At 53.8% G+C, this 13,710-nt stretch carries 7 protein-coding genes; 3 read left to right on the top strand and 4 right to left on the bottom strand.

Annotated elements, in window-relative coordinates:
- The first annotated feature begins 3 nt into the window (after positions 1-3).
- From M504_RS01415 to M504_RS01405, 3 genes are all read left to right on the top strand, one after another.
- A complete protein-coding gene (locus M504_RS01415) occupies positions 4-2,334 on the top strand; it encodes a hypothetical protein (protein WP_052200181.1) in 2,331 nt (776 codons plus the stop codon).
- Between the two features lie 152 nt (positions 2,335-2,486).
- Positions 2,487-2,693 carry a hypothetical protein gene (locus M504_RS01410; RefSeq protein WP_047487107.1) on the top strand — a complete coding sequence of 69 codons (207 nt, stop codon included), beginning with the start codon at positions 2,487-2,489 and terminating at the stop codon, positions 2,691-2,693.
- Positions 2,694-3,120: 427 nt separating this feature from the next.
- A complete protein-coding gene (locus M504_RS01405; protein ID WP_047487104.1) occupies positions 3,121-5,508 on the top strand; it encodes a metallophosphoesterase in 2,388 nt (795 codons plus the stop codon).
- 1,243 nt (positions 5,509-6,751) lie between these two features.
- On the opposite strand, the gene M504_RS01395 is transcribed toward M504_RS01405, so the two are convergent.
- The 4 genes from M504_RS01395 to M504_RS01380 all read right to left on the bottom strand — a co-directional run bounded on the left by M504_RS01395 (position 6,752) and on the right by M504_RS01380 (position 13,650).
- Positions 6,752-8,074, bottom strand: a complete 1,323-nt coding sequence (locus M504_RS01395) for an alkaline phosphatase family protein (protein WP_047487098.1) — start codon at positions 8,072-8,074, stop codon at positions 6,752-6,754.
- Between the two features lie 134 nt (positions 8,075-8,208).
- Positions 8,209-11,040: a TonB-dependent receptor gene (locus tag M504_RS01390; RefSeq protein ID WP_047487095.1), complete on the bottom strand. Its 2,832-nt coding sequence runs from the start codon at positions 11,038-11,040 to the stop codon at positions 8,209-8,211.
- A 223-nt stretch (positions 11,041-11,263) separates the two neighbouring features.
- Entirely contained in the window at positions 11,264-13,030 is a 1,767-nt protein-coding gene (locus M504_RS01385) for a hypothetical protein (protein ID WP_047487092.1), read from the bottom strand.
- A complete protein-coding gene (locus tag M504_RS01380; RefSeq protein WP_047487087.1) occupies positions 13,027-13,650 on the bottom strand; it encodes an RNA polymerase sigma factor in 624 nt (207 codons plus the stop codon). Before M504_RS01380 ends, M504_RS01385 begins: the two co-directional genes overlap by 4 nt.
- Between the last annotated feature and the right edge of the window lie 60 nt (positions 13,651-13,710).

Below are 13,710 nucleotides of genomic sequence, written 5' to 3'. Positions count from 1 at the left end.
GCCATGGCCGATGACCAGCGCTTTGACATACAAGGCCCCACGATCTTCGTCTCCGTTACTCGGAATGGAGTCACGCTCCCCATAGCAGAGGTACCAGATCTACTGCCGAACGATCACTTGAAAGTGAGAGCCGATCTTCCTTCCACGCAGTCAAACCGTCTGTTACTTGTCGTAGCATTTCTTCGCAGTGCGACGAACGAACCGCCAGACGACTGGTTCACACGTATCGAGACATGGCGACCCGAGGGGCAACGGCCTACAGACATCTCCGTTCCCGCCGGCGCGCAGCGCGCGGTAATGTTCCTCGCTCCCGCCAGGGAGGGTGACTTCGACACACTGCGTTCCGTGGTGCAGAAAAACCCCGGTGTGTTTTCACATGCGGCTGACACGCTATTCAAAGCGTCGCTACAACAACAGCGCATTGAAAGCTATCTTGCGGGCATGCGAACGGTTGCACAGGAAGACGATAAAGTCATCGCCGCGCGTTCTGCAAAGCTGGCAAGCGCGCTCGTGCTGAAGCCGAACGCTGATTGTTTCAAGCAACCCGTGGATGACCAGGTGGACTGTTTGACTCAAACAAGTGCACCCATGCTGTTGGATAGCGGCAGTGAGCAGACCATTTCCGCCGCAATCTCCACAGGAGCATCCTCCGACTTCATCAACGAAGCGTCCCAGAATGATGGCGGAGCGTACTCCGCATACGTTGGAACAATCATTGATCTTGTGCATCTCCTTGGTCAGCTGCACACAGCGCAATACCGCTACATCCCGGCGATCACCCTGCCGCAAGGAGCCTCGCTACATACGAGACTCAACACAGCGCCGTCTTTCAGCAACCCCCTGTCGGTGATCGGGATTGCCCTGCCACCCATCCAACCATCGCGTCTTCCGGACCTGCATCTTTCCACGCCCCGCCAGGCATTCTGTCTGCGAAATCCGGAGATGGTACTGCCACTCCGTGGCTCAACCATCTTCTACTCCACGGAGTTCGCCCATGATCTGCTCCTCGATTTCGGAAGCAAGGTATTGCCCATCACCGCCGACGTCCTCTCCGGCGGGCTTATTCGCGATCCCGCTCGGCCAGCCACTGGAGTATCTCCGCTGACGGCCAGCGCGGATGCGCCATTCATACGCGCTAGGCTACGCGGCCGCTGGGGTTTCGATGAATTCGATGGTCCTGAACTTCTCTTCCAACGGTCTGAAGGTGTCGGTTGGAAAATCATGAATGGCCCGTTCGTAGCAGGACAAACGTTCCCGCAGCAGCTCACGGCCAACGCAACGGCATGCCTCCACAATGTATTTCTTCGCCAACCAGACGGCACGACAGATGAAGTTCCCTTCACCATTTCCGACGATGGTTCTATCAATCTCTCGGTACCCGTCCGGGATCGGACCGCCGGGAAATACTTGCTCCAGTTAAGCCAGTACGGCTCTGTCGCTCCGGTCGCGCTTCCGTTCGCCGAACATGCAACCGAAGGCGGCGGTGTGAAACTTGCGTCGCTCTCCAAGGATGGTAGGAGCGTCTTTATGACCGGCAAAGAGCTTGATCAGATTGCTGCGGTGAGCGCGGCAGGTCAAAGCCTCACCGCCGCATCAACCATCACTCAGAACGACGCGGCATTCTCTCTGCCCCCTCAACGAAAAGCTTCTGTAGGAGACGTTCTGCTCGTAACCTATCGCGACGGCAGATCGCAGAAAATCTCTCTCTCCGCGGAAGACGCCGCTGCGGTCCTTCACGTCCTGTCGTTTCAACCTTCCGTCGAAAACCCTCCCGGTGAACTAGCCGTTGAACTGCTCACCGCCGGGGCCATTCCACTGCACAGCACGTTGCATTTCGTAGTGAGCAGCGACGGCGTCGTAGCCCCCACGGATCGGATCGAGATCGCCACAGTGAACGGCGAAGCGGACGCTGTACTTTCCTTTCAACAACCTGAGCCCGCCTTGGTGCTGGAAGACGCACACACCATAGTCGGCGGCATCGACCTCGACCGTAAGCTTGGTGAGTCCGCGTTCGGAACCTTGCAGATCAGGATGGTCAGGGCAAGTGGCGAAAAAGGCGCATGGGTTGAATTCGGCACATTGGTACGCCGCCCCCACCTCTCAAGCGTTCACTGCGACGTGAAAGGCTGCGTGCTCCACGGCAGCGAAATCTTCCTTATGCAAGAGATTAGTGCTACAGAAAGCTTTCAGGGTGCAGTACAAGTACCTAGAACGGCAGTCGAGGATAACTTCTCCTTCACCGCAGAAAAAACGCACGTCAAAACGCTCTACTGCAGACTGAGAGACAATCCCACGATCACAGCGGCGATCCCGATTATTGCAAACAGCAACTAACGCTAGGATCACTCGACTAAGCTTATCCGGGATGGAGCGTAAATTATTAGATCGTAGTTAGCCAATGCATTAGTCACGGGCGAACATTTTCTTGACTTTCCTGCTCTCACTGTTAATCTGGCGTCCCCGGAAACTTGGAGGCCTTGTATTTCATGAGCAAGCTTCGGCTCCGTATCTACGACGGCTCGCGCCAGCTCTTCGCGGCACCGGCAAAGTTCTTGGTGACCATCACGGACGGTAATTACACTCAGCGGGTCCGCAACTACTACTCATCCAACGGCGATCGCGCTGTCGATTCTCCGGATGCTGATGCGAGTGCTGTTCTCGTTTGGATGCGCGCTCTCGATGAACTTGTTTAACGAAGCCATTCCACCGAAGGATGGGTGGTTGCTCCCGATCCTTGGAAAACTGGCCAACATCGTGTCTATGCTGGGCAATTCGGGCTCTCTGAGATGGATGATGGCTCGCAGTTGCATCACAGAACTCACACGAAAGAGTCGACCCCGTATCTGGAAGGACAGCTCATACGAGCCAAGGTCGCTCACGGCCTGACCGAAGTCCATCGAACTCGGTGTTGGGATTTGGCAAGCGGCTACCGGATGAAAGGTCTCTCCGCCCCTTCAGGCTAAGCACTCCATGAGGGTTGGTTCACACGAACCAAGAGCCAAGCGATACGTCGCTTGCTCCCGGAAAACTCGACATATTTATTGCAGATTTTTCCGGAGACGGTCGTATTATGTTTTGGACCGTCCCACACCTTATCCCAGCTCATTTGAGAGACTGCCTTTGTCCGTCCTAACGTGGATCCACCTGTCAGATTTGCACGCAAATAGTCCGAAATATGGTTGGGATTCTGGTGAAATCCTGAGAAGTCTCGACGAAGATCTCGAGAGGGTGTGTACCCAATTCGGGCTGGATCCGGATTTGCTTTTCTTCACTGGCGATGCGGCTTTTGGCACCCGAGATGGAATTTCGATTGATACCCAGTTTGATGAAGCATGGCGCATCCTCGGATCGGTAAGGCAGAGATTCAAAGATAAGCTGTCGGTGGATCGTTGTTTTATCGTTCCGGGTAATCACGATCTTGACCGCAATCGGATTCTTCGGGATAACCAGGAATGGTTGAGTCGATTGAAGGATCCCAATGATTTAGCGGAAATGTTCTCGTCTTCGACCGCCTCATCGATAGCGACGCAACACAATACGGTTGCGCGGTTTGTCCCCTATCGTGAGTTCTTACGACGTGCTGGCCTAAAGCATTGTGGGGCCGATGACATGGCGCTGCGTTACGCGTCAACGTTATCCGTGAACGGAATCAAAGTTGGCATCGCCGGATTCAACTCTGCGATTATGTGTAGCAGGGATGAAGAGCAGGCGAAACTCGTGATGGGCGCAAGGTGGCAGGCGAATTTCGCTCTGCCCCAAATCGCGGATTGCGACGTCAAGATTGCTCTCGTACATCATCCTGATTCGTGGCTTCACCCCTTAGAAAAACTGTCTAGAGACTTATCGACACAAGTCGATTTTATTTTGCACGGCCACGAACATGATCAATGGATTGATCCCCCCTCTCCTCCCGAACGAGGTATCATTTCGAACACCAAAATAGGTGCCTCTGCGCTCTATGACCGGGGTACGCAGGCCAACGGCTATTCGATCGTTCGCTGGAACTCTAAGACCCGACGAGCCGAAGTTTTTCTCCGAGAGTACGAAGAAAAAGGCCGCGGCTGGCGGGGACGTGTCATGGGAAAGATCACGAATGATTTTGGAGTTTGGCCCAAGAGCAATTCGACTCGAACAAAACCGAAAGTCTCTCGTTCTGACAGTCGCCCCAGCGAGAGAAAGACCCCGAAAGGAAAGCCATCCTTTCCCTACTACATTGATCAAGTTGCCTGTGGGTCGTTGATCAATGATTTTGGAGATACCCATCGCATTGTGGAATGCAACGACATCCGAATCGGGAAGGATCGGTCGGCGGTTGATCGGCTGCGCGTTTTCCATTTGCCTGGCTCTGCCGGTTATGTCGATCCCGGTTTTGTTCGTTCAGAAATTCATGGAGGCCGATTCCCTGGGTTTCGCCACCGGTTTGAATCAACTTCACCGAAAGAGCTCAGTATTGATTTCCACCAACCGCTATTGCCCGGGGATCGATTTGGGATCGAATATTCCTGGTGGGCGCTCAACGAGCACACATTGGACGAGCGCCAATACCGGAAACAGTACAGAAATGAATTGATGGTTGAGGAGGCCGATTTTCCAGTTCTGCACCCAATCGGCGAACTCCTTCTCTATGTGCGATTTCCCCGCAAGATGGTGGAAACGAGTAATTTCGATTTGCCCTCCAACCTTTCCGTGGACGTCTCGCCCATTGATGACCGGGGAAACGTCGTAGCGGGCCCGCGTGACTACGAGACCGAGGATCTGCTTCGACCGCAGATATGGTTTATGAGACATTTGCGAGTCGCATGTCTTTCCATCCGCGAGCCCAAAGTCGGGTTTTCTTATGGGATCACCTGGCGTGTTCCGCCTTTACGTCCGGCGAGCCCTCATTCCTCTCCTGGGGAAAATCGACAAACTATTCATTCCATCGAATCGTCCCTGTTATCAACAGACGAAAGTCGTCGTATGATCCACAGGCAGGTGTTACAACGTTATTTTGAACTGTGCATCCCACTATTTCGACGCTACGTCACCGCCGAGAGAAGGAATATCTGGCGGGGCGAGATCGAGTTGAGTCTCATGGTGTTCGACGGTTCGGACTGCCTGCTTAAGATTGTCGGGGGGACACGCGCGACTGCTGACGATCGTTCTGCCACGCCGTTTTCCAGAAGCCGGACTCTCGGGTGCGGCCAGGGGATCGCGGGGAGAGCGTATAAGAACAATATCCCGCTGTTATGGGTAAAAACGCCAAATGACGAGAAAAACAGTCCAGATCCCTTCGTTGTTCTCGACGAGGAATACCAACACAAAGTTTTACTGGCCATTCCTCTTCAAAACCCGGACGACGATCGCGAGGTCTTTGCGGTAATGAATTGTGGTTCGAATGATCCGACGTGTCCTTTGCTTCATCTGAATCACGTGGAAATCAATAAGCTGAACAAGATTCTGAAAGACCTGCAAGTGGCACTCAGCGAAGAGTCCTATTCCTTTTTCAGCAAGGTGGCACCATTTTGAAGACCAAGACCAGAGCTTTCAGCAAACCCGAAAAAGATTCTAGAGAGGTTTCCACAAAGCCAAGTGTATGGCTTGCCTCGAACGGTCTCTACCAATTCAATTTGCCCGCTGAGGGAGATGCACAACGAATTGAAGAGATGAGAAAGATTTTCAACGAACCGCTCTCCACGGAAAACCCTGAGATACGTGCGTAACCGAGTAGGGCATGCAAACTCCTTCTGGCAAGCCTCTCGCAAGTGAGTCATTGCAATACCTCACGAGGGGACGAATTGACAAGAGCAGCTACCATGGTCGTGGTAACAACATAACTGCCATTTGTTATGCCACAACTTTCATCCAAACCGAGGACCGGTCATCGGACCAAAGCATTTTCCGCGATTTGCTCTCTCGCCTCTTTACCGAGCATGGGTGAGACATTCACCAAGAACCGTCGATCGAGGACCGGAGTTTCGATCTTGTCGTATCACAGGGTAGCCTTCGCTATGCGATCGAGTTGAAGGTGCTATCGGAGTCCCAGCGCGATCGCGTCTTGCCTCAAATGGCATTGGAGATCCTACGGGCTGAGTCGCTCAATCAAGTTGCTTCCTCGGTCCGTCCGTTCCCTTCCCATCCTATGTGTGCCGGAGCTTTCGCATGGCCTGGGGAACGCGGTGATGGCCTTCCTCCGAGAGAGTGCACCTAATCTGGCAACGGACATTATCCATACGCACGGCTCACGGATATTCCTTGAACGCGCCCTGCAGCACAGTCCGAAGGCAGCACCGTCGCCGTTACCGCAAACCGCGAATCTCTTCTCCGATCTCAATCAGCGGATGCTTAAGGTGCGTCTCGCATCACTTACTGTCCGGATCACCTAAATGCATCTCGGACCAAATGTCGGAACGCGACCGAACTGGCTACTGCTGCAGAAGTTTCTGTGATGAGTGCTTTTCGGTGCCCTCCCATCAGAAGTCCATCGTGCGATCAGCGATGCGTGGGAGACATTGTGTCCGGACGACACTTCGGTGAGGGAGTTCCATGCTCAAACTCAATAGTCTCTCGAAAGGCTACGGGAATCACGGGGCTCTTCGTGATTTGACTATGGGCAGACCCCATCAACGGTGGCGACAACATCAGCGTGCTACCGGGCTGCAGTGTAATGCTTTCGGTCACGTTTGGGCTTTCGCCAAAGCGCTAATTGAAAAGCATCGTGAAGAAAATGGGCCGCGTTCAAGCGCGGCCCATCTTTCTTTGTGGATTCAGTTCAGCGGAGAATCTCCTTGAGCACCCGCCCTTCCACTCCGTCCATCTTTAACTTGAGGATTGACGCAGCGGTCGGCGTGATGTCGACATTCTTGATTGTTTCAAGACGAATGCCGTTACGAATGTTCGCCCCCCATGCGACGAACAGTGCGCCCATCTTCACATCGGCATTGCTATACCCATGCGTGCCATGTCCAGTGCTGGGCGTTATCAGTGGACCGGTGTCTCCGCCCTCCAGAGCATAGTCGGGTTTTGCTGTGATGTAGAGTGCAGGAGCCTGGTCGCCAAAAACAGGAATACCTTGAGCAGCAAACTCAGACGGCCCGTATACGTGATCGACACCTTCGGCATTAGCAAATAACGCCTGTAACTGCGGGATGATGGTAGTCTTCATGCTTTCGTTCGTGACATAGAGCAATGCACTGCCGCCTTCCGGCATCAGCCAAGCATCGCAATTGATTTTGCTGCCCTCTCCGCGAATAAGGCCTCTCTGACGCAACAATGTGTTGAGATGAACAACCTTATTAAAAGTCCGGAAACCGTGATCCGAAACAACGAAGATGCTCGTCTTGTCCAGATCGCCGCTGTCGTGGACTGCGTCAATGATCTCGCGCAAGCGGTCATCCAACGCCTTCATCGACGAAAAGCTTGCGGCACTCATGGGGCCATAGGCATGGTTGATATTGTCCAAGTCCGTTAGGTGTAGCAGAAGAAGATTTGGGTGGTGCTTGTGCAGGATGTCTGAGACCGCTTCAATGCGGATCTGATCACGCCATGCCGCACTGGACTTATTGAAGTCCTTCAACTGTTCGGCGGTAACGAGACCTCGTGCGATAAGGTCGTTCTCGATCTCGCCGTCCGGCTCTGGCAATTCTGCAAAACTCCAATTAATGTGCCTTGCGTGATAGATGGCGACCCAATCCACCTGCGCTGTTGTCAGACCCGCCTCAGAGGCAACGTCATACAGAGTGGGTACATGAACCATCAGGTCACGGGCCACCCAGGGTTCCGTGTGGGGCGGCGTTCCATGACTCCCAAAGAGGATGCGGCCATTCACGAGCACATTGTGCTTAACAGCATCAACACCGGTGATCATCGCAGTGTGGTTCGGCCACGTAACCGTCGGATTGATGGGCTGCATAGTGTCTGCATAAGCGCCCTCGCCCATCATGCGACGCAGCGTGGGCATGGGCAGCCTGGGGTCCTGCAATGCGTATGCAGGAAAGCCATCAAGTGTGACGATGATGACCTTCCGATCGGGCTGCGCATAAGAACTGGGCACAAACAGAACACCGAACAAGAAAAGCAGCAGAGCTACTGGCATGGGACGGTATCTCCAATGGGATCGGATGGAATAAAGCAACACCTACCGATCCAGGACTTCAGGATCGGTAGGCGTCGGATCAGTTAGTTACGAAACGTATATAGCGCCGCCGAGTATAGCGATCTTTCTATGGACTAGAAAGAAGCACGGAAGCCGAGTTGGTACTGCCGAGGGATAGCCGCTGTCGTGGGCGCACCAAATGGGTTGCTTGCGGTAGACGGAGCAGTATTAACGGCAGTGATGTTGGCGTGATCAGTAATGTTGAGGCCTTCACCATAAATCTCAACCTTGCCTCGATCCAACACATGGAAGGTACGCGTAACGCGAAAGTCGATTTCGACGTATGGCGTCATTCGAAAGCCGTCGTATACGGCTCCGACGGAACGATCATTGGTGTTCAAGTCGCCATTGAGATCGAGACCCGAGAGAGCGCTATAGGGTAGACCGTTCTGGATCATGGTGGTGTTGGCAATACCCCATCCATTCAGAACGTTAGACAACACACGGCTTTCTACGTTTGCGCGTGGCTCCCACACAGCAGTGGCGGTGAAGCGGTTGGGCTGGTCAAAGCTCATCCGCCCGCGGTTGTAGCAGCTTCCATCGACCATTGGCGTTGCTTTGTCGAGGCAGACAGAAATCTTCTGCCGTTGGTAACCCGCCTGGAGATTCAAACCATTCTTCAACCTCTTGGTGAAGGTAGCCAGGAAGGCGTTGTAGTTCTGCCATGTACCTTCACTGGTGACAGTGCGAATAGCTCCAACGTTGGGATCGATACGCGATGCAAGACCACCATAGACAATCCGGCCGCCTGAGAGAATCTGCCCCGTAGGCTTCAAATTGCTAAGCTGGCCGTACACCAGGTGCGTAATGTGGGCACCGTAGTAGGAAAGCGCGAGGCTGTATCCGGACATAACTTCCTTCTCCGCCACAAGATTCCAGCTCTGCATCATGTTGTCTTTGAGGTTGGGATCAAATTGGTTCAAGTTTGGCGTTGCAACGGTTCCAACGGTGGCGTTCGGAACGGGCCCCAAGGTGAATGCGGGGGCACCAGGATCTGTAGGCAACACCGTAATGTTCTTAACAGTGATTGCGTTGTTACGTTCCCAGCCCTCATAGGTTTGAGGCGTGAAGAAGTTATGGTAGATGCCATAGCCCGCGCGAATGACAGTCTTACCTTTGCCAAAAGGATCCCATGCGACACCAAGACGTGGATCGATTTCGTCGTACTGCTGCGAGATATGCCCGGTAAGCGGATATGCCGGGTTCAGGTTCCCGCCTGGGCGCAGGAAGAACTCGTAACGAAGACCGAGGTTGACCTTCAGGCGCGGGTTCACACGGATGTCGTCCTGTAGGAAGTAGCCTTGCTGAACAACGGTGGCATCATAAACCTGTGATCCGGTTGCCTGTGTGAATTGCGTGTAGCTGTAAGGCTTTCCAGTGGTAGGATTCGTGACGTTCTGCACCGTGTTGAGGTATTGCTGTAGCGATGCAAAAGTGAACGTTCCGTTCAGGTTGGATGTTGTGTCCTGAAAATTGACAGGCAAAACCTCAAAGCCCACCTTGATATTGTGACGACCTTTGTTCCATGTGACATTATCGACAATCTGGTAGCCCGATTCGCGATACCAGTAGTTGCCGTTCGCATTGCCATTGAAGGTGCCGATACCGGAGATGTTTATAGCTGGATTGCTAGGCGAAAGCGTCGGCTGCTGCACTGGACGGAAGGCGTAGACGAATCGGAACTCGTTCAACAGAGATGGGCTAAAGACGGTGACAAGCTGTGCCGTTCCACTCTGCGGCTCATCGTTAAAGCCGGGAGCCTCATGACGCGTGACAGCACCGCTATCACTACCGGACTCGTGATCGTTGTACATGTTGTATCGCAGTGCCAGCCGGTTCCTCGCATTGAGTACTAGGTCGCCCTTAGCGGTTACAGTGTGCGCGCGGAATGAGTTGTTCCATGTGGTGACTTCACTCAAGGGCAAGCCAAGCTGCTGCGCAACGGTCGCTTGTTGAGCACCGCCGAACGTAGAGATGGCGGGGCTGTCCTGCACCCAACGTTCATAGTTAAGAAAGAAGAAAGCACGGTCATGAACGACGGGACCCGCGACAGTGGCGCCGTAGTTGTAACGTCTGAATCCGGGCGTAGCAGTGGTAGGTGCAAGAAGGTAGGGTCGCGACGCCAGTTCCTTTTGCTTCGTGAACATGTATACCGATCCATGCCAATCGTTGGTGCCGGAGCGTGAGATCGTATTGAGAAAAGCGCCGGTAGATCGGCCAAACTCTGCAGTTGGATTCACCAGTGTTTGATACTCGGCAACAGCTTCACCACTGATCACGACATTACGCGCGCCGCCTTGCAGATTGTTGGAGACACCATCAACGTTGTACTGTGACGTGCCGAGACCTGCAAAAGCCACTGAAGGGGTCTGTGTGCCTGAACCACCGGTGGAGTTCTGCTGCGAGTTCAACAACGGATTGAAGATATAGAATTCCAACGGATTGCGCGCTGCCAGAGGGATATTGCGAGCATCACGTTCGCTATACACGTTGGAATATGCGGTGGTACGCTCCACCTCAACGACTGGCGGATTGCTGTTGACCTCTACGGACGTCTTGACATCTCCGACGGCGAGCTGCATGTCCACACGCTGAGCCTCACCCACGTTGAGAACAAGATTGTTTCGCACGGCGGTGCTGAAATCCGCCTTAGAGACCATCAGCGTGTAAGCACCAGGCGGAAGTAGCTGAACGCTGTAGTAGCCGTGATCGTCTGTGTCTGCTTCGCGTACAAAACCCGTATTGATGTTCGCTACGCGAAGATGAGCACGCTTGATCGCAGCGCCGTCCTGCGCTGTGACATAGCCGTCGATATTGCCATCAATCGCCTGACTTTGCGCCATGGCATTTGTCGTTGCTCCTGCCAGGATCGCCAGCCCCACAAAACCGCAGTTCTGAAGATTCATTTTCAAATCCTTCCCTTCTCTTGTTCGTTACACAATCCCACACATCATCGTGCGTTTCCTCAGACTTGAGAGACCCTGATACTTTGCCGTTTCACTACCTGGGGAACATGGCAACTCCTTTATCAACTTGGCTTGCTCCTGTTGAAATTCATCGATTTGGGCGCAGAAACCCGTTCCGCGATCACATTCGCAGTGAAAACTTAGAAACTCGTTGTGGGCTTAGCTATGGATACTTCTGCTGCTCTAATGTCTCGAGTTCTTTCTGAAGCCGAGTCAAAGTTACGTGAAGTCTTGATTGCAGTTTTTGCGTCGAATCTTCTGTTCCACTTGCGCCGACGAGGAGTGAGGACACGGCCTGATTTGTTGATTCCACCGATTCGTGCGCAAGATGAATGTCCGCGCGCCAATCGAAGGGAGTCGCTACAGACATATCGTTGGTATCTATGGAGCCCGTGCTAACGATCGGAGCAAGGTGAACCTGTAAATGTTGCACATCATCACGCAAAGCGGACAAATGATCATTTAGAAGTGATCGCAGACGCGAGCGCTCATCCGGTTCCAACAACGCTACATCCCGCGCCACATACCTGTCTGCCAGTCGATTGAGAGCCCATGCATGGGCCGAGGCATCCTGACAGAGTGACATAGCACGCGTGACAAATTCTGTGCGTTGGCTTACATCGGGGAAATCGTGCTTCAGCTGCTCTTCTAAAAGAGCAGGCGTGGATGTGACCAGAGTTGCGTGTGTTGCCCGCGGTGCGTTGGGACCGAGATGCACGAGGGCTTCAGCAACACTCTCGATCTTCTGACTTGCAAAGGGAATGCCCGCGAGAGCACTCACAATCTGCTGCTTGCGTGCTTCACTTTCGGTGATGCCATCGACTTCAATCCCATCATCGGCGCGATGGACAGTAATCTGCTCACCCATGTCTGCAGCTGAGCCGTGCAACGCAAGATATACGTCCAGTTCCGCAGCCTCAAGCTGCGCTGAAGTGGGAGTCACCACATGCGCGGTTGTAGATCGCGGTGCTGCAGCAACATGAGGTGCCGAATCGAAGAAATTGTCTCCCAGTGACGAGAGACCAACCACTTCATAAGAAATCTCAGCGACTTCGATATACGTGTTGTCGCGGAGGCGTATCTCTTCTGCGACCGGGTGATAGTCATCCGAACGCAGAGTCAGTGAGGCTTGCGAGACCGGGCCCGCACTGGCTCTGGTATCGACACGTACCTCGCCTGCATTCAACTGTGTGACCCAGTCCTGTTTTTGCGTTACCCCCTCTCTCCACTGACTGTATGTCTGTGGTGAAAGAGGATCGTCCCAACTGAAGGGAGAGCGACCAAAATCATGCGCTGCGGCAAGTTCGTCACTTGCAGTCACATTGCTGCGTTGCACCATGCGCTTCCGAACAGCGTCGCGGTAGATGGTTCGAGCCATCTTATGGCCATTGATATCGATGCTGAGCTTCTGGACCACGACCGGCTGACTAATACCTGTAAGCGAACGTGACTCTGACGCCAATGCCCGCTGCAACAGTTCACTCGCAGAGACCACAGGAACGTTGCGTTGCTGCAACAGATACAGGCTGCCGGCAACCACCAAAAAGGTGGCTGCAAAGCGCAGGATATGTGATGACAACGCAACGCTGCACGTCCGCATCAGTGGTCGCCAGCTGAGCAAAGGTTTCCCCAGTTCCGATGCTGTCTGATCAAGCCGAGCCAGAAAGATCGCACGACTGCCGCCTGGCGGAGGCATATCTGGTGCCACAAGGCGATGCTCATACTCAACAATGCCTGCAATGGTGCGTTCCAGATGTTCGCGACGTGCACGGCAGCGCCAGCATGCCCGTACATGCTTCTTCACCAAATCGCGATTGGGATTGGTAAGCTCACCATCGATTGCCAAAAGCAAAGAGGCATCGCTCAAGTGACCGTCTGCCTGCATCGGCCCGTCGACGGGATACGTAGTGATTGGGCGGTTGACCGTCATGATTCCCTGCTGAGCCTTTCCACGGCATGCCGCAACGATCCCGCAACGGTCGAGGTAGTGACGTTGAGAATCTCAGCAATCTCGCGATAACGAAATCCTTCGACTCGGAGACGAATGCAGTTCTGCTGCAACTCCGATAGCTCCCCGATCTCGTGGTGCAGACGCGTTAGTTTTTCTTTGCGCAGCAATAGCTCCTCAGGACCCGCAGTTGGATCTGAAGCGGCAAGACTGATACGCTCCCAGTCTTCCGGCGAAGTCTCGATGAGGAACCTGCGCTCCTTGCGTCGGCTACTCGCTATGTTGTGCGCCACGCGAAAGATCCATCCGCGGATGTTGTCTTCGCGGCCTTGGGCGTGCAGGTGCTTGTAGAGTCGTAAGAACGATTCCTGAATCACCTCTTCTGCCTCTTCGGGCAAAACCCGCATGCATAGCAAGTAACGGAACAGCGGCAGGCGCAGTTCGTCGTAAAGGCGAACCACCTGCTCTTCCAGGCGCACTGTTCGTTGGTCGTCGGATCGCGCGTTATCAGCGCCAAGGCTCAGCGTCAGAATTCCACCCTGTGTGCGATCCGAGTTGGAGAAGTACCAAAGCACTGAGAAACACTCCTGTCCATGACGCATAATCTGCGCTCTTCATCCCCTGGGCAGCACTCGCCGCAGTGGTTCATGGCATCGTATGTA

This window comes from Terriglobus sp. TAA 43, assembly GCF_000800015.1.
In the GTDB taxonomy this organism is placed as follows: Bacteria; Acidobacteriota; Terriglobia; order Terriglobales; family Acidobacteriaceae; genus Terriglobus.
This window is presented reverse-complemented; position numbering and strand designations above follow the sequence as displayed.

Excerpts from the sequence above, each read along its gene's own strand:
- M504_RS01390 (WP_047487095.1), bottom strand. The coding sequence starts at position 11,040 with ATGAATCTTCAGAACTGCGGTTTTGTGGGGCTGGCGATCCTGGCAGGA.
- M504_RS01395 (WP_047487098.1), bottom strand. The coding sequence starts at position 8,074 with ATGCCAGTAGCTCTGCTGCTTTTCTTGTTCGGTGTTCTGTTTGTGCCC.
- M504_RS01410 (WP_047487107.1), top strand. The coding sequence starts at position 2,487 with ATGAGCAAGCTTCGGCTCCGTATCTACGACGGCTCGCGCCAGCTCTTC.
- M504_RS01380 (WP_047487087.1), bottom strand. The coding sequence starts at position 13,650 with ATGCGTCATGGACAGGAGTGTTTCTCAGTGCTTTGGTACTTCTCCAAC.
- M504_RS01385 (WP_047487092.1), bottom strand. The coding sequence starts at position 13,030 with ATGACGGTCAACCGCCCAATCACTACGTATCCCGTCGACGGGCCGATG.
- M504_RS01415 (WP_052200181.1), top strand. The coding sequence starts at position 4 with ATGGCCGATGACCAGCGCTTTGACATACAAGGCCCCACGATCTTCGTC.